This window comes from Chengkuizengella marina (genome assembly GCF_009910845.1).
In the GTDB taxonomy this organism is placed as follows: Bacteria; Bacillota; Bacilli; order Paenibacillales; family KCTC-33759; genus Chengkuizengella; species Chengkuizengella marina.
Genome location: NZ_SIJB01000028.1, coordinates 26,338 through 44,004 on the forward strand (window position 1 = coordinate 26,338; position 17,667 = coordinate 44,004).

21 protein-coding genes are annotated in these 17,667 nt (G+C 32.7%); all 21 read left to right on the forward strand.

Annotated elements, in window-relative coordinates; translation table 11 throughout:
* Complete coding sequence (locus ERL59_RS12780; protein WP_328699949.1) at positions 1 to 819, forward strand: RnfABCDGE type electron transport complex subunit D; 819 nt, start codon at positions 1 to 3, stop codon at positions 817 to 819.
* Positions 812 to 1,621, forward strand: a complete 810-nt coding sequence (locus ERL59_RS12785) for a beta-ketoacyl synthase N-terminal-like domain-containing protein (protein ID WP_160646619.1) — start codon at positions 812 to 814, stop codon at positions 1,619 to 1,621. Before ERL59_RS12780 ends, ERL59_RS12785 begins: the two co-directional genes overlap by 8 nt.
* Entirely contained in the window at positions 1,605 to 2,858 is a 1,254-nt protein-coding gene (locus tag ERL59_RS12790; RefSeq protein WP_160646620.1) for a beta-ketoacyl synthase N-terminal-like domain-containing protein, read from the forward strand. The genes ERL59_RS12785 and ERL59_RS12790 overlap by 17 nt, the downstream gene beginning before the upstream one ends.
* A 21-nt stretch (positions 2,859 to 2,879) precedes the next feature.
* Entirely contained in the window at positions 2,880 to 3,632 is a 753-nt protein-coding gene (gene fabG / locus ERL59_RS12795; protein ID WP_160646621.1) for a 3-oxoacyl-ACP reductase FabG, read from the forward strand.
* Positions 3,633 to 3,667: 35 nt separating this feature from the next.
* Positions 3,668 to 3,886 (forward strand): acyl carrier protein, encoded by a 219-nt coding sequence (locus ERL59_RS12800; protein WP_160646622.1) that lies wholly within the window; start codon positions 3,668 to 3,670, stop codon positions 3,884 to 3,886.
* Positions 3,887 to 3,888: 2 nt separating this feature from the next.
* Positions 3,889 to 4,908: a DUF1702 family protein gene (locus tag ERL59_RS12805; RefSeq protein WP_235929887.1), complete on the forward strand. Its 1,020-nt coding sequence runs from the start codon at positions 3,889 to 3,891 to the stop codon at positions 4,906 to 4,908.
* Positions 4,895 to 6,646 (forward strand): CRTAC1 family protein, encoded by a 1,752-nt coding sequence (locus ERL59_RS12810; RefSeq protein ID WP_160646624.1) that lies wholly within the window; start codon positions 4,895 to 4,897, stop codon positions 6,644 to 6,646. Before ERL59_RS12805 ends, ERL59_RS12810 begins: the two co-directional genes overlap by 14 nt.
* Positions 6,646 to 7,950 carry an aminotransferase family protein gene (locus ERL59_RS12815; RefSeq protein WP_160646625.1) on the forward strand — a complete coding sequence of 435 codons (1,305 nt, stop codon included), beginning with the start codon at positions 6,646 to 6,648 and terminating at the stop codon, positions 7,948 to 7,950. The genes ERL59_RS12810 and ERL59_RS12815 overlap by 1 nt, the downstream gene beginning before the upstream one ends.
* A gap of 12 nt (positions 7,951 to 7,962) precedes the next feature.
* Complete coding sequence (locus tag ERL59_RS12820; RefSeq protein ID WP_160646626.1) at positions 7,963 to 8,700, forward strand: class I SAM-dependent methyltransferase; 738 nt, start codon at positions 7,963 to 7,965, stop codon at positions 8,698 to 8,700.
* A gap of 5 nt (positions 8,701 to 8,705) precedes the next feature.
* Complete coding sequence (locus tag ERL59_RS12825) at positions 8,706 to 9,071, forward strand: cupin domain-containing protein (RefSeq protein WP_160646627.1); 366 nt, start codon at positions 8,706 to 8,708, stop codon at positions 9,069 to 9,071.
* Positions 9,055 to 9,471: a hotdog family protein gene (locus tag ERL59_RS12830; protein ID WP_160646628.1), complete on the forward strand. Its 417-nt coding sequence runs from the start codon at positions 9,055 to 9,057 to the stop codon at positions 9,469 to 9,471. Before ERL59_RS12825 ends, ERL59_RS12830 begins: the two co-directional genes overlap by 17 nt.
* 11 nt (positions 9,472 to 9,482) lie before the next feature.
* Complete coding sequence (locus tag ERL59_RS12835; RefSeq protein WP_160646629.1) at positions 9,483 to 10,532, forward strand: class I SAM-dependent methyltransferase; 1,050 nt, start codon at positions 9,483 to 9,485, stop codon at positions 10,530 to 10,532.
* The gene (locus ERL59_RS12840; RefSeq protein WP_160646630.1) at positions 10,525 to 10,935 is read left to right on the forward strand and encodes a hotdog family protein; all 411 of its coding nucleotides are present in this window, start codon (positions 10,525 to 10,527) and stop codon (positions 10,933 to 10,935) included. Before ERL59_RS12835 ends, ERL59_RS12840 begins: the two co-directional genes overlap by 8 nt.
* The gene (locus ERL59_RS12845) at positions 10,898 to 11,146 is read left to right on the forward strand and encodes an acyl carrier protein (protein ID WP_160646631.1); all 249 of its coding nucleotides are present in this window, start codon (positions 10,898 to 10,900) and stop codon (positions 11,144 to 11,146) included. The genes ERL59_RS12840 and ERL59_RS12845 overlap by 38 nt, the downstream gene beginning before the upstream one ends.
* Positions 11,103 to 12,050, forward strand: a complete 948-nt coding sequence (locus tag ERL59_RS12850) for a glycosyltransferase family 2 protein (RefSeq protein ID WP_160646632.1) — start codon at positions 11,103 to 11,105, stop codon at positions 12,048 to 12,050. The genes ERL59_RS12845 and ERL59_RS12850 overlap by 44 nt, the downstream gene beginning before the upstream one ends.
* Before the next feature lie 8 nt (positions 12,051 to 12,058).
* Positions 12,059 to 13,417, forward strand: a complete 1,359-nt coding sequence (locus ERL59_RS12855) for a class I adenylate-forming enzyme family protein (RefSeq protein ID WP_160646633.1) — start codon at positions 12,059 to 12,061, stop codon at positions 13,415 to 13,417.
* Positions 13,414 to 14,343, forward strand: coding sequence for a hypothetical protein (locus ERL59_RS12860; RefSeq protein ID WP_160646634.1), 930 nt, complete (start codon positions 13,414 to 13,416; stop codon positions 14,341 to 14,343). Before ERL59_RS12855 ends, ERL59_RS12860 begins: the two co-directional genes overlap by 4 nt.
* Positions 14,344 to 14,345: 2 nt before the next feature.
* Positions 14,346 to 15,170 carry an alpha/beta hydrolase gene (locus ERL59_RS12865; RefSeq protein ID WP_235929892.1) on the forward strand — a complete coding sequence of 275 codons (825 nt, stop codon included), beginning with the start codon at positions 14,346 to 14,348 and terminating at the stop codon, positions 15,168 to 15,170.
* Positions 15,136 to 15,972, forward strand: a complete 837-nt coding sequence (locus tag ERL59_RS12870; protein WP_160646636.1) for an alpha/beta fold hydrolase — start codon at positions 15,136 to 15,138, stop codon at positions 15,970 to 15,972. Before ERL59_RS12865 ends, ERL59_RS12870 begins: the two co-directional genes overlap by 35 nt.
* 72 nt (positions 15,973 to 16,044) lie before the next feature.
* On the forward strand, positions 16,045 to 17,199 hold the full coding sequence (locus tag ERL59_RS12875; RefSeq protein ID WP_160646637.1) for a hypothetical protein: 1,155 nt from the start codon (positions 16,045 to 16,047) through the stop codon (positions 17,197 to 17,199).
* A 175-nt stretch (positions 17,200 to 17,374) separates the two neighbouring features.
* Complete coding sequence (locus ERL59_RS12880) at positions 17,375 to 17,656, forward strand: acyl carrier protein (RefSeq protein ID WP_160646638.1); 282 nt, start codon at positions 17,375 to 17,377, stop codon at positions 17,654 to 17,656.
* Positions 17,657 to 17,667: the final 11 nt, after the last annotated feature.

A 17,667-nucleotide genomic window follows, 5' to 3' on the forward strand; every position in this document is an offset into this window, starting at 1 on the left:
GTGGAAAAAAAGTTAGATCTTATTACATCATGGACAGATTATAAATTTGATCCAAGGAATTTAATTTTGATTTTTTTACTTTCCTTTGTTGTAGCTGGACAAACATACTTAAATTTTAATCAAGGAGTAGATGCGATTCTTGTATCGATTCTTACTACAGTCACTACGGAACTGACTTTAGCAAGGATCATATTAAAAAAATGGATTATTCCTAAAAGTGCTTTTATTACTGCATTAGGTGTCAGTCTTTTAATTAATTCCTACTTACTTTGGCCATATGTGCTGACTGCATTTTTATCCATATGTATTAAGTATATTTTACGGTTTAAGGGAGGACATTTATTTAACCCAAACAATATTGGTGTAGTTATCGTCATATTCACTTTGCCTCAGTTTGCAGTGACAACTCCAAAACAATGGTCAAATGGCTTTGAAGTGATGGCGATCATTTTGCTTCTAGGTTTTGTAGTAGCCTACTTTGCTAAGAGGTTAGATACTGTTATTGCCTTTTTGTCCACATTTACTATGATTGCACTCGTAAGATCTTTTGTTTTTGGTGCCCCGTTATTAGCTGCCTTAGGACCATTGTTAGGAGCATCGATGCAACTATTTACCTTTTTTATGATCACTGATCCCAAAACGACACCAAATACAAGAAAAGGAAGGATTTTATTCGCCATATTCATAGCAGTTGTAGATGGAATTTTAAGAATACAGCGGATTCCAAATGCTCCGTTTTATGCCTTGTTTATTAGCACGATTTTATTTATGATTCCATATCGATTGTATTTAAGTAGAAGGAGTGTTAGTAATGTTTGAAACTTTTATTAAAGGAAGCAGCGTGCTAACCCCTAACAGTATAGGTTTAGAAAAACTACCAGGCAATAGACTTGAGGATTATTTTAAAGAAGAAAAGCAAGAATTGGATTTAAATGTTGATTTGGTTGGAAAACGTTTAGGATTTAGAGGTTTTAAAAGATTACCTAGAGAAACAAAATTAGCTTGTTATGCAATTGAACAAGTTCTAGAAAACAGTGGGAAGCCTATTCCAAAACAAAAATGTAATCAAACTGCTGTTATCATTGCTAGTACTTTCTCAAATTTAAACCCGATCGTAGAGTTATATAAAGATGTTGAAAAATTTGGTGCAGACAAGCTTAATCCAGCTATTTTTCCCAATACAGTTATTAATTCCATAAGTGGTTATGCTTCTATCATGTTTAATATCGCTGGACCAAACATTACCATTTCACAAGGTAAGTATTCTGGTTTAAAAGCACTCGAGTTTAGTTTGGATTTGCTAAAAAAACAAATAGTAGAAAATGTCGTAATATGTGAACTCAATCTACAACCTCCTCAGTTATTTCATGGATTAATTTCTGGTCATATCCAAAAAGAATCCATTGCTTCTTTATTGCTTTCTACACAACCATCTACAAATACAATCGTTATGGACAAAAAACCTAAACTGATGCATATCAAGGCAGAAAATAAAATAAACACATCTTATGCAATTTTGGAACTCCTGTATTTGTTAAAACAAAAAAATCACATTTACTTAAAAAAAAGTTCTGATGCAAATTGTTTTGTTTGTGAGGATGGTGATGATTTTGCAAGCTAATCTTGTAACTGGGACAAGCATATTAAGTGCTGGAGGAATAGGTATTGAGGAAGTGTGGCAGTCCATATTGGAAAAAAGACAAAAGATCACTCAAAGGATAAAAACATTAAAAGATAATGAATGCATTCAATATCCAGTATATGAAATAGAAAACTTTGATTTAAGCAACTGGCTCTCTAAAAAACAGATCGATGTTATGATTGAAAATCATTTAATGGATGATTTGGATTTTAAACTTCTTGTTTTATCTTCCATCTTGGCACTAAAAAATGCGAAGTTACAAGTCAAACCAGACTCCAAAGTATCACTTATTATTGCCCATGAGAATCCCGGAGTTGTAAGTTTAATCGATCGAATGTTTATGGATGATGATTATATAAATAAAGCTAGAAATGTGAGTGAAAAATTTGCACTCCATCAGCAGCAATTTTACAATTTACAGTCGTTTCCGCATCTCTTTTACTTAGCAAAAATTTTAAATATAAGCGGATCAACATTTATCGTGAATAATGCATGTGCTTCAGGAACCTATGCATTGGAATTAGGAAATTTGCTTATCAACAGCAATCAAAGTGATGTTGTACTCGTTGTTTCTTCCGATTATGCCCATTTTACAGAGTATCTTTGGCTACAACAAAGAGGATTTTGCTCTGAATCAGGGATGATTCGTCCATTTGATAAAAACAGAGATGGCACTGTATTAGGTGACAGTGCTTCAGGTATTGTGTTGGAATCAAGTCATCATGCTGCTGCCAGAAATGCACCGGTTAAATGCTGCTATCAGGGTGCAGTATTGCAACAAGACCATTGGAAAATGACGTTGCCTGATGTATCAAAACATACTTATTCCAAAATCATAGAAAAAATTATGGAAGATATAAACATTCATCAATTGGATTTACTAGTTCCACATGCAACAGGCAGTCCCCTATGGGATAAATATGAAGCAAACCAAATTGCTAGGTGTTTCCAAGATAAAACGATGCCTTTAATTACGGCATTTAAACCTTATATCGGTCATTCATTAGGAGCCAGCTCTTTAAGTGAAACGGTATTACTGATTCAATCGCTTGTGACCAATTTGATACCACCCATTTTAAATTATGAAGAGGTAGATCATAAAATACCACTTCCTACTATTGCAACAGAGTTTGAGAATAAAGATCTTCATCACGTCATGAAAACTGTATCTGCATATGGAGGATTTCATTCTGCTTCACTATTTTCAAAAATTTAAAAAGGTGGGGGGTAATAAACAATGAGTGATGTTCAATTTAATTTCAAACATAAAACTGCATTGGTTACAGGGGGAACAAGAGGAATAGGCAAGCAGATTGTTCAAGATTTAGTAAAGTCAGGAGCAAATGTGATTTTTACATATTCTTCACAAGAAGAAGCTGCTCAATCAATCGTTAGGGATTTATCAAGCCATTCTTCTTCAACAATCCAAGGTATTCAAGTAGATTTTAGAAAAACTAATGATATCACAAAATTAACGGAATGTTTAGGAAAAGTTACTAATTTGGACTTTTTGGTGAACAATGCAGGAATGAAAATTGATAAACCAATCTATTTATTAAGCGAGGAAGATTGGAAAGATGTAATGAATGTGAATCTCATGTCCGCCTTTATACTTTCAAAACAATTCGTTCGAAAATTAGCATTAGCTAAAGGTTGTATTGTGAATGTATCTTCTGTATCCGGCTTAGCGGGTACCATGGGTCAAACCAATTACTCAGCTGCTAAAGCAGGTATCATAGGTTTTACTAAATCATTAAGCAAAGAATTAGCGTCTTTCGGAGTTAGGGTAAATTGTGTTGCCCCAGGTTATATTGAAACGGATATGACCCATGAATTGATTGAAGAGAAAGGCATTAATATGACACATGAAATACCCTTGCAAAGACTAGGTAAACCTTGTGAAGTATCTGCAACTGTGATGTTTTTATTATCTCAAGCTTCTTCATATATTACTGGGAAAGTAATTATACCAGATGGTGGCTTGTTATAGATTGAACACGTACTTATAGAAAAGGAGAATGAATTATGTTTAAAGATGTGGTTATTGAATATATAAGTGACCTAATTGAAAGGGAGGTAACTGAACAAGATTTTGATACACCTTTCCCTGATCTAGGAATAGATTCTCTGATGGCACTTGAAGTAGCCGTCCATATTGAAAGAGAGCTATCCATTGTAATTACTGAACAGGAACTAGCAGAACTTACTTGTATAAATGATCTTCTAGGAAAGTTAAAGGTTTAACGATGGTTGCTTTATATATTGTACTACTTATCCTTGGTCTTGTGTTTATTAAATTTTTGATTTTAAAAATAATAAATTTTAGGACGTTTCATCGGTACATCGATAGAAATAAGAAAGATTTTTACAACATTTTTTTTCAAAAAATTCTGTCTAGTTTTCTTTATGGATTGAAATTAGGTTTACAGTGGATCACCATACCAAATTATGTGAAACAAAAAATGATGAAAAAGGTAAAGCCGTATTATCATGGATTTGCATATGAAGGATATAGTATGGGAATTGCTGCGAAATTGACGATTACAGGTCAAAAGAAATATTTTGAAAGGCATGTTAAAAAAGTGGATCCTACAAATATATACCAATATTATGTTGGTTTAGGGTGGTGGTTATATAAGCTTCATATATTTAACCGAGCAAGATATCAAAAATGGATCATTCACTTAGACCCTCGTTTAGCTCCAGTGATTTATGATGGAATTGGATTTTCAGCTGCCTTAGAGCGCTTCGACCATGACAAACACTTCATTGCTAGTTTTCAAGTTTTGAAAGAAAAAGAACAAAGAGTATTATATCAAGGAATTGGACGGTGTTTATGGTTTTTAAAACAATTTGATATAGTGCTTGCTCTCGATAGTTTGGCAGCTTTACCTAATAAATATCATAAAGATTGTGCTTCAGGTTTAGGGTTAGCTGCTGCATATAGTTTTTTTGATCAAATGGATCAAGTTTTTATGGCAACAAATAAAATTCCTACGTTACTAAAGGCAGCTTTTTTGCAAGGAATGGGATTTGGCTTTGAAGCAAGGAGATTGCAAAATCCCTTACTATTTAAAAATATGTTGTTGGCATTAAATGTGAATCAAAGAAAAGAAGTAACCGCCTTACTGGATATCGTGGACGCTGTAAAGCAAGAATTATACGAGAACGATGAAATCAATCAAGGTGAGTTTTATTACTTATGGATTGATTTAGTAAGAGAGTGTGTAGAGAAAAGAGGAGGTAAATTTTATGAAGGTTCGTAACATTTTATATTTATTATTTTCCTGTATTTTAATTTTAGCAGGTTGTAACACTTTTAGTGCAGGAGAAAAAGTGGACTTAAATTTTAATTTTAAAGAGGTAACAGAGGTTGCGAATGTTAAGTTCAATCATGAAATCCCTGTTTTTGATGAAAAGGTGAACAACATTATGCCCTGGTTAGCTTCAACGGGTGCATCAGTTGCAACTGGGGATTACAACAATGATGGGTATATGGATCTTTATTTTACAAACTCCAAAAAAGGAAGTTTAAATATTTTGTTCCAAAACAATGGAGATGGCTCTTACACCAAGGTTGATTCGATTGTATCAGATATCAATCAGGAAGGAATATCCTCAACGGCTTTATTTTTAGACTATGACAATAATGGCACGTCTGACTTATTTGTTGGATTTTGGGGTCAAAGCAAACTTTTCAAAAACAATGGAGACGGAACGTTTACAGAAGTTTCTGAAGAAGCTGGTGTTAATTTATTCTCTTATGCAGCGAAAGCAATCACGTTAGACTATGACAAAGATGGTTTTTTAGATATTTATGTAGGCAACTATTTTAGAAGTGAGAATAACTTGTGGGACCTAAAAACAACAAAAATTATGCATGATGATTTTGAACATGCTAGAAATGGTGGTTTTAATCAGTTATATAAAAATAATGGAGACGGTACTTTTACTGAAATAGCAGAACAAATTAATCTCGATGATACGGGTTGGACACTAGCTACAGGTTCAGCTGATGTTAATCATGATGGTTACCCTGATATATATAATGCAAATGATTTTGGTCCTGATGTACTCTATATAAATGAAAACGGAAAGAAATTCAAAAAAATCATTCAACGTAATGGCATTGGATTAGATACGCATAAAGGCATGAATGCTGATTTTGTAGACATTTTCCATAAAGGAGAACTTGGTATTTATGTGAGCAATGTAAGTAAACCTACTTATATTATTGAAGGGAACGATTTTTGGTACCCAAATGATGAAGGACAATACGAGAATATCGCAGAAGAATTAGGGTTGAATTTTGCTGGGTTTTCATGGGGAGCTAAATTCTTCGACACAAATAATAGTGGGGAGTTTAGTTTAATCGTCACAAATGGATTCATCACAGGAAAAAGTAAAGATAATTATTGGTTTGATTTAGGAACACTTGCTACAACACCAGAGAGTATTGTTGAAGATACGAAAAATTGGCCATCAATTGGAAAGAAAGATTTATCAGGAAACGAAAATAAATTTTTATTTCTGAATCTTATGCAGTCAAACAATGGGTTTGAAAATGTTGCATTACAAGCGGGCATTGATTTCACAGAAGATGGAAGAGGGGTATCTGTCGTAGACCTTGATAATTCTGGTGAATTGGACTTGGTTTTTGCAAACCAAGGAGGGAAGGCAAGAGTTTATAAAAATCAAATAGAAGGAAACAATTGGATAAAACTTAGTTTACAAGGTGTTTATCCTAGTAATCGAGACGCTATTGGTGCAAGGGTAACTATTGTGCAGGGAGATAAAAGAACACTGATTGAAAAAGATGGTGGGAATGGATTTGGTGGTCAAAGTGACCCAAGAATACATTTTGGAATTGGAGAAAGGAAGAAAGTTGATGAAATAATCATAAAATGGCCTAGTGGAAGAATTCAATCTTTGAAAAATATTGAAGCCAATCAAACGCTTCATATTAAAGAGAATAACAACCTGCCTATGGAGGAGGGATCATAATGAGTAGATATTATGTGGTACATCCTTTTACGACTATGCCAAAAAAAAGCAATTTAACAGAGGAAGAGGTCAATAATCGATTCTTTATGGCCAATAAAGGTGAAAGGCATTGGGTATTAAACAAAGATGATCAAGCGTTTTTAAATTTATCCAATGCAGCCTACTCATTAGATCAATCAAATGAAATCATCTTAAAAGCCATTTTTGAACAGTATAACAAGCTTTCAGCCTCTATTATGGTAAATCAGGGGCACTGGATTGCAAATAAATTAGCTGAAAAGCTTTTAAATCTAGCTCCAAAATTTAGTTCAGTATTTTACTCAAATGATGGAACAGGTGCAATGGAATCAGCCTTAAAAGCAACAAGACAATACTTTATTGAAAAAGATATGCCAAATAAACAAAAGTTTATCAGTTTGAATGGTGGTTATCATGGATCAAGCATAGGCGCACTTTCCATTACAAACCTGGGGTTTGAGGGTGTTTTTGGTGATCTTTTACAAGGATGTATAAGCGTCCCCTCACCTGAAGATTTTCGTGAAAAAGAAGATAAGTTAGATGATCGTCATGCGAAACAAGCAGCATATGAATTAGAACAAGCTATTTTAAAAGCTGGACCAGAAACCGTTGCAGCTTTTGTAATAGAACCTGTACAGAGTGTAAATGGCATTCGTGTATTTCCAAATTTATATTTTCAATTAGTGAGGCAAATTACGAGAAGATATAACATTCTAGTAATTGCAGATGAAATCACTACAGGCATTGGTAGAACAGGTGAATGGTTAACCAGTTCCTCACTCAAGTTAGACCCTGATATTATCACAATTTCTAAAGGATTAACCGCTGGATATTTTCCATTAGGAGCCACTTTATTTTCTTCTCAAATTACGGATCATTTGATTGAAAATGGATCTGGGTTTCCACATGGCACCACTTTAAGTGGACATCCTGTTGGTTGTTCCATCGCAATCAAAGTTTTGGAAATTTTTGAAAAAGAAAATCTTCCATTCAGAGCGAAAGAAGCAGGGGAATATATCATGAATGAACTAAGAGAAGGACTAAATAAGGAAAATATCATTAGGGAAGTTCGAGGTAAGGGTCTAATGATTGGAATAGAGCTAAACATAGAATCAGAGGAAGAGATTGAGAGATTTAACACCATCAAGAGCAATATAAAAAAATCAGGGATTTTAGCAACCTTTTCCCATAACGTCATTAGTTTATATCCACCATTAAACATTTCAAAGAGTGATATGGATTATATGATTGATGCGCTAAAATCAAGCATATTATTAATAGATTAGGAGATTAAATCAATGAGTAATAATAATGAATGGAAACATTTTTTTGGTGCAGCCTATCAAAAATTCTCTCAATATATACTTACAGAAGATAGAACAAAAGTTGAAGTAGAAAATATAGAGAAAATTTTAGATTTACAACCAAATTTCAAAATTTTGGATTTGGGATGTGGAAGCGGTAGAATTACAATCCCTCTTGCTCATAAAGGTTATCATCTAACAGGTTTTGATGGATCAAATTATTCACTAAACATCGCCAGAAACAATGCTGGAAATTTACCGATTACTTGGATTGAAAGCCAGATTAAAGATTTGGATAGTGAGCATAAATATGATGCCATTTTAAGTATTGGCACAGCTTTTGGTTATGTTGATGATCATGAAGATAAACAAACAATGGAAAAAATATATCACATGTTAAACCAAGGTGGAAAGTTATTAATTGATACGGAAAATAGAGATTTTATGCTTCATCAATATAGTGAAAATGCATGGAATGAAATGGGTGACCAGATCGTTTGGTCCAAAAGAAAATTCAACCCTTTAAATAGCAGATGGCGTGAAGAGATCAGTTGGAATGAAGATGACAATATAGAAAGCTCTATTCTTAATGTAAGAATTTACTCAGCCCATGAATTAATAAATTTACTAGAAACGATCGGATTTAAAGTACAGAAGTTATATGGAAGTTTGAAATTAGACGATTTCCACATGCGAAGTTCTAGAATCGTTATTGTAGCAGGAAAGGAGTAATGTAAATGAACAAAGATCATATTGTCATTAAAAAAGAAGATCGAGAATGGATAGAAGGTATGTTTCATCATTCAGAATATCAAATGTTATATTCTGAAACAGACGAAGAAAAAGAGACACAGGCTTTTATTGTCAGGTTTGGTCCGGGAGGGTTCATCCCATATCATGATCATCCAGGCAGGGAGTATGCTTATGTTATTGAGGGAACCATGAAGGTTGGCGATGATATTCTAGGTCCCGGAGATTTTTTGACTGCAGGAAAAAATGAAAAACATAGAGTAGAAACCGAGGATGGTGTTACTTTTTTAACGATTATTGAAAAACCAATAGATATTGTTGAGGATAATACGGAAGATGAAACAACTTGTTAATATGTTGCCCCAAAAATGGCCATTCCGCTTTATAGATCATATTACAGCATATAAACAAAGGGAATATATTAGAGGAACGTATTATATTTCACAAACAACATCGATCATAAAAGATCAAATTCAAACCTTCCCAGCTTCTTTCATAACAGAAGGTTTAGCTCAATTAGCTGTTATTTTTATTACTTTAGAGACAAAACCTTTGGAAGAAAATGAGGTCCCGCTGTTGGGTTCTATCAAAATGGAAAGTTTTCAAGATTTACCCTGGCATTTAGAAAAAGTCAAATATGAAATTTCCCCTATTAAAATCTTTGATAGTCAAGCTGTTTTATATGGGGTAGCCTCAGTAGAAAATAAGGTCATTTGTAAGGGAGAATTAAGCGTTGCCAAATCAATTCGTTAGGAGAAATGAATATGGGGCTTTCTACTAATTTATTTACAGAGAAATATTTTACTGCATATCAATATGCTAGTCGTTACACCGCTGAGAAAATATTAGAAGTATTCAATCTACATGGATTGTTTTTACGTGCTGCCAGTACCCATCAACGGCTTGAGATCATAGATAAATTAAAGTGTACAGAAGCATTTATTCCTTCGTTAGATTTTGCGCTAAATTTTTTAGTACAGGAGCTGTATATTGTTCAAGATGTAAAAGATGCTGATTACTATAGCAGAACAGAAAAAACATTGGAGTCATGGATAGATATAAATGTAGAAACAAATATCAAACACTCGTTAAAAATGATAGATTTCGTTGCTGATCATTGGGCATACATTCTATCAGGCAAGAAGTCTCCAATTCATTTATTATTTGGATCTCAAGGTGAACAGATCTGGAAAGATTACTTTCAACATCCCAGTGATTTGTATTACGTTCATAATCAGTGGTTAGCTTTATATTTGAACCCAATAATAGAAGGTGGCCAAAGTTTATTGGAGCTGGGAGCAGGTTATGGATCTGGAACAAGATGTATATTAAATAATCTAAACAATAAGAAAATTCATTATACTGCATCGGATGTAAGTCCTATGATTGTCAGACATTTAGGTAGAGAGTTTTCCCATATAGAAACATCTGTTGTAAATTTTGATAAAGATCTTTTTACTCAGCTGAATGGAAAAAAATATGATTATATTGTTTCGATTAATGGCCTTCATTGTTCTTTTGATATACAAGATGCGCTAGCCAGGATCAAGAAATGCTTAAATCCAGGTGGAAAAGTGATTTTATCAGAATGTATTAGAGATTTAAACCATTCATACTTACATCAAGAATTTATATTTAATTTACTTCCTGGGTACAAAATTTATCAAAACGGGAAATATTTTATAAATGGTTTTCAAAGCAAATTAAAGTGGGAAAATGCGCTCAAAGAAACAGGTTACAAAAATGGTGAGGTTATTTTAAATGAGGGTGACTTACCCTTAGGAGCCATTATTGTTGGTGAACATCATGAATAAAAAATACGATAACCTATCTATTAAAAAACCGATAAATCAAATTGATCAATGTATCACATTAAATGAAAAAGAAATTATTTTTGAGAAGTTTGTGTCAAACGGGGATTTTTTATTAATAGGCCACTTTGAAAATTTGAGTATATTTCCTGGACTATTGCTTACAGAAGCGGTCATTCAAGGAGTGGAAACCATCATAGAAAAACAAAGAAGTGAATTTATACTAAAAAATGTAAATGTTCGATTTTTAGAGATCATTCCTGCAGGGAACATCGTAACCATTCATGTTCAACTTCTAAACCAGTTGATTAAATCGTATGCAGTCATAGAGAATCGAAAAGTAATGACTTATCAATCGGAGGTATATTATGGAACAATTTCAAATGATCGTCTTAGAGTTACTTAGTGAAGAAGGATGCGGAGTGTTGCCAAAAGAAGAAATCATTCTTTCAAATCGTTTTATAGATTTAGGGTTTGATTCTCTTAAATTCGCAGAATTCTTAATTCATCTTGAAAATAGAACTGGAAAAGAAATACCTGATGAAGTATTAAATTTAAGCTTGGAAGAGTCGGTTGAACAGTTTCAAAAAATTATCTTTTCCAAGTATAAAGGTTAAACATATGGATGTTTCAGTAATTATTCCTGTGTATAATCAACCGCATGCCTTAGATTTATGTTTAGAAGGATTTTGTGTACAAACTACGAGTCAAATTCAATTTGAAATTATCATTATTGATGATGGTTCTGAGGATGACATCACCCCTTTCATTAAAAAATGGGAGGGGAAAATAGAGCATCTCATTTATATAAGAACTGAAAATGTCGGTAGAGCAAGTGCCAGAAATATGGGTTTAAAAATCTCACGAGGAAATGTTGTTGTACTTAATGATGCAGATAGAATACCAGATCCCCATTTTATTCAAGCACATCATATACTCCATCGTAACAATAGTAACTTCATTTCAGTTGGTCAAATACGTGAATTGTATTTCTCAAACATTCAACATAATAGGGATGTCATAAAGTCCTGTGTAACGGATGCAAAGTTATATAAAATACCTAGCTACTGTAAAATGGTTTATCAATGTTATGACGAAGCTGGTATGTCAATTTCCAGTATCCCATGGATCAGTACTTTCAGTGGAAACTTGTCGTTTAGAAGATCGATTTTAGAACGAGTTGGAATGTTTGAAGAGACGTTTTTAAAATGGGGATTTGAACATTTTGAGTTGGGATATCGAGCTTTTAAACGAAATTATCAGTTTGTATATAATAAGTCAGCCATAAATTATCATTTGGCACATAAAAGGCCAACTGGATTTTATAAAAAATCGATAGAAGAGAGTTTAGAAATTTTATATAGACTCCATCCCAAAGATGAAATGAAATATTTTAAGCAATTTTTCCTTGGCAGTTTAAGTTTACAGCAATTTGAACAAAAAGTTTCAGGCAAATTGCCAGTATGGAATCACAATCAAGCTTCTTCACATGTACTAGTTTTTAATTCAGATGAAGGATGATGAATGATATGAAAACAATGGTAGATAACTTTGTTAACTCCATCTTTGTTCATTGCAAAACTTGCCTTTGGTCCATAAATCCAAAGGTTACTTACAAGGAACTTGAAAATGTAGTTGAAAACAACATCAACATAATTAAACAAAATAAAATTCATCACGATACTTTAATTATTTTGGATACGAATCTTGGCTGGAGGTTAGTTCCTATTTTACTTGCATTTTTTAAATGTAGGATTACGGTTTTGCCATTTGATTTCAAAGAACTTCCAGAAGAATATGCTTCTTACACGTTAATTTCTCAAGGCCATGTTGACGAACATGGATGTTTAAGCAATGTAGAAGTGAGCAATAAAGGACAAAGTTTAAATGATATCGCTTTAATTCTTTGTACTTCAGGTTCTTTAGGAAAAGCGAAAGCAGTAAAGTTAACATATGACAATATTATGTATAATGTGATTGCTAATGCAAAGGTCATAAATCAATTAGATTCAGAACGCTTTTATATTAGTAGACCTTTATACCATGCGTCAGCTATCGTAGCAGAAGTATTTACGGGTTTAATCTTAAACAAATCTATGTATTTTAGGCAAAAAAATTTTACTCCTAGTTCTTTTTTACAGGATGTGAAAAAGAAGGAGCTAGACACCTTATTTTCTACCCCGACGATCATGTATCAGCTCACAAAAGTAAAAAAAACAGAGAAATTACCTGTGAAAAATATTGTGCTCAGCGGAGAAATACCAAAATATAAACAAATTGAAGAAATATCAAATTATTTTGATCAGTCACAAATCATTAATGCTTATGGTCTGACCGAAGCAAGTCCAAGAGTGTGTATTAATTTAAATGTATCAAAAGAAAACTATAACAATGTAGGAAAGCCATTAGAAAACATACAACTAAAAATCAAAGAGGACGAACTTTATATACAAGGACCGAACATTATGAACGGTTATTGGAACAATGAGGATAAAACAAATGAAGTAAAACACGAAGGTTGGTTAAGAACCAAAGATATTGCGATCCAGGAAAAAGATGGTTCCATTACCATTATGGGGCGTAAAGATGATTTATTAATCCGGGCAGGAGTGAACCTGCATGCACATACGCTTGAAGAGATTATAAACAGCAGTAGCAGCATTAAACAGTCTTTTGTGTATGGCGTAAACAGCAATAAATTAGGGCAAGAAATTGTTTGTTTGCTTGTTGCAAAGTCGGTAGATTTTAAAGTAATAGATTTGTTTCAATATTTAAAGTCAAGAAGTGTGCCTCAAAGGTTTTGGCCTGATAGAGTGAAATTAGTAAAAGAAATTCCTAAAAATAAAATTGGAAAAAGAAAACGTTTAGTTTGGTGGTGTCAAGATTGAGTAGATTTTTACACACAAAGGAAGTCAATTGGAAGTTGCCTTCTAAATTAGGTATCTCACATAAACATCTAAACTGTTTACAGTTATGTGTAAATGAATGGTTGCAGCAAAAAGGTAGAAAGAGTTTGATTGAAGTGTTTATTATTGCTTTAAACTGTGAGTTGGATGGCATAAAAATAAAAAATGAACCGAGTGGTTTTAATAGAGGTATTAAACTTCATAAACGTCATTATAGTTATGATCCTGCTCTAATTAAAGAGTTGATGGATAAAGTTGGACATTGTTTAATAGAATTCGATTCTTCCTATGCACAATTTTCAAGTTATTATAACGATATTTCCATTCCTCACTGGTCTATGATTTTTGATTATGATGATCTATCTTATGATCTGCTGGATGATTCTGGGATTGCTACATATTTTACTTATAACAAAGGAACCGTTCCTAAAAAATTAATACATGATTTAATGAATCCAACCTCTCTAAAAAGCATTTCATACGTGGAAATGACGAAACCAACAGTAAGTTGGGAAGAGGAATTTCATGAAATCGTGCTGCAATCCATATCAAATATGGAGTCGTATGGAATGAATAATTTGCATTGGTTTTTTGATCATTTTGGGAGGAATTATAGTGATTATCCATCGCAAAAAGAATTGGATTATGTCGTTTATTTTTTTCGTAAACCAAGAGAAGTTTTATTTTTGGCTTGGAAAAATGGACTGCTTCCAGAACAATATCAAACGGAATCCTTAGGGTATATTTTAGTTCAATTAACACAAGCTTGGGGAATCGTAGCTGGATATGTTCTGAAATGGGGGGTTTCTAAAGTAAACAACTATAACGATAAAATGAAACAATATTTACAGACCTGCATTCAATTAGAAGAAAAACTATTGTCGTATATGAAGGAGGCGATAAAGTGAATATGGAAAAACTTGTTACCTTTCAAGATAGAGGAAATATATTGGGCGTTTTGCACCTCCCTGACCATTATCAACATGAAAGTACTCCTATCGTTATATATTGTCCAGGTATGAATGGGGAAAGATATGAAGTTCATAGACTCGCTGTAAAATTTGCTAGATACTTATGTGATAGAGGAATTGGATTTTTTAGATTTGATTATTATGGTATTGGTGTAAGTGATGGTCTATATCATGAAATGACGAATACAACAAAGGTTTCAAACGTTCAACATGCGCTGAAATTTCTACAAGAGGAAAATGTAGTTCAAGCAGAAAATGTGATTTTATTAGGGTTTAGTGATGGAGCAAGAATAGCACTTAAAACCGCTAATCATAGTGCAGTAAATAAAGTCATGATGTGGAGTCCAATCATTTGGGATATTGTCGACGATGAGAAACAAATATCAGCAGAAAATAAGTTTATATTTCATCCTCAGTATAAAACGATCATGAAACCCTGGATTGGTCTTTGGTTAGGGATGAATTATTTTCAGGATTATCAAAATTTTCAGTTAGAAAAAGAAGTAGATCATTTTAGTGGTAAACTATTGCAAATATATAGTGATGATGATCCAATCGCAGGATATACATGGTCTAAGTTGCAGAATTATAAACCGTTTATTGAAAAATCAGATATTCATTTTGTAAATAAAGCGGGACATTTATTTACTTCTGTTCCACTTGAAAACATATTGATGGAAAAAACCTATCATTGGATATTAAAACAGTTTAATGAGGAGGTAAGTGAAGATGATCACAACTCAGAAGAAGTATGGGATAGATAAGAAAATTTATGGAGTTGTTTCTCAAAATGATTGTAATCCAGAGGCCATCATTTTATTTTTTCCAGGCTATGGACAAGCAATGAGTGAAAAAAACTATTTATTTTCAACGATTCGTAAAGTGCTAACACCTATATTAACAAATTATAAATTTATTCAATTTGATTATATTGGTCATGGTGACAGCATGGGAGAACTAGGAGAAGTTAGCTTATCTACTATGATTGACAGCGTCATGCAAGTAATAGACGATGAACTCAATCCAGAAGTGACTAAAGTACAATTCATTGCCAACGGTTTGGGATGTGTAATTGCAAATGAAGTACTCAAATTGCTCAACAATAAAATAAAAATCGAACTTCTGTTTATTCATCCTCCAATACAAAAAATAAAAAAAATCGAACAAATTTTTCCCAAACAAATGTTAAATGATTTAAAAAGCAAGGGCAGCATGGACACTCAAGAGTTATGCCCTGGAATGGATTATTATACATTTAGTGATTTTAACATGGAGCAAGTTGATTTTTTTTCTAGATTAGGATCTTACATGTTATACTTACACGGCCAAAAGTGCAGTTATAAACTTATTAATGAAATAGACAATTTAAATTTTGTCAATGAACTGAGACAATTAAATAATATAAAGGTTGTTATAGGTGAAAAAGATGAGGAAAGTATTCAAATGTTAAATCAAAATCTACCTGAAATATCTATCATTAAACTTCCTGACGTTTACTATTTTCATGATCATCCTAAAGCAGTTGATTATATCATTCAAGTTATCCATAAAAGTGAAAAAAATTGAAGGACAACGTAAGCATCAGAACATGAACACAATAAAGCGAAAGGAAGAAAGGAATGAAACATGAGGATTCTGATGACGTCAAAACCTATTTTGGAACATATTCTAGTTTTATATAATATAGGTCAATCTCTTGCCAAACAAGGAGTGGAAATATTTGTTCTAACCGTACCTGCCTTTAAAGAAATACCAATAACGGAGCAATGGAACTTTATAGAAAGTAAATGTAAAGAAATGTCTTTTGGAGATAACGCTTCATTCCAATCTTTAGCACATGAAATTAAAAATGAATTCCAGCAAGAAGAACAACATTTAAAAGAAATGTTAAATGTGATTGAACATCATCATATAGATGCTGTGTTATTAGACTCAAGTCTTGCTGGAGCCTCCTACGCATGTGAAATAAAGAAAATCCCATGGTTTAGTGTTGAACCCGCTAGTTTTACTTTAGAAGTAAAACAGGAAAATGATCCTGAACAGAGCGAAGCAATTATTCTTTTTATGCAGAGATATTTAAATCAATTAAGAAAAAAATATCAGTTGGCACCAATCCCTCGCAGCATGAGATCGAATATTTCATATGTAGGCCTTTCCCCTTATTTGCACATGATCCCAGCTAACAATATCAATCAAGTAAAAACACCCAGTCATTTTTTCTTTATCGGTCCACAGTTGTATATAAACAACAAGCAATACATTAAAAAGATCAAATTTGAAGATTATGTATTAATAGAGACATTAACTTATGATAATCCTCAATTTTTAATCCAGACTGTTCATTTAATTGAAGAATGTATCCGTTCACTGCACGATAAAGAAAACCTCATCATACGCTGTACACCGTCTATGATGGAAAAGATCAAGGTGGAGCAAAAAAATGTGTTATTCATGGACTGTAAAAGACTTCAAATGATGCCTTATTTAAATTGTAAACTAGTTCTAAATCAAGGAAGTTATGGTTCATTTTATAACAGCATTAAAAATCAAATACCACAAATCACCGTTCCACAAGGATGGGATAGTCAATATTTCACTAACTTTGTAGCTAGTGATGGTTTAGGTGAAATTGTTGACCCTTCTGAATGTTCACAAATAAAAATCTTAGAACAATACAACAAAATTATGTCAAATTTTTCATCCTATCGAGATCATATTAAACATTTTAATGATAAATGTAAAACGATAGATCCTACTTTTAAAATAATGAATATATTCAGGTGTTTAAAATGACAAAATTAGCTGATAGTTTATCTGGAAAAACAGAGTCATCAAATAATACATATAGGTAAACTTAAAAATATAAGTAGGTTGTTCAAAAATTCTCTATAAGGTTGTCCTATCCATTACTTATTAGGATAAACTGAACCATTTTGAACACAAATATAATCATGGGAGTGATGTATAAATGGAACAATCAAAATATGATTACAATTTAAGTGAAGCTGAAGTTTCTATTATCGTAAAAAAAAATATTATAAAAATTTTAAAAACAAAGGAGAACATTGAAAATACCGATTACCTTGCTGAGTATGGATTTGATTCCATTGAAATGATTGAATTAATCATTGATCTTGAGGAAAAGTTTCATATTTTATTTGATGATGAAGAGCTTCTGCCAGAAAACTTTCAAACGATAAATCAAATTACAAGGTTATGTATGGAAAAGCTAGAATCGTTTACACATTAATAAAATACTAA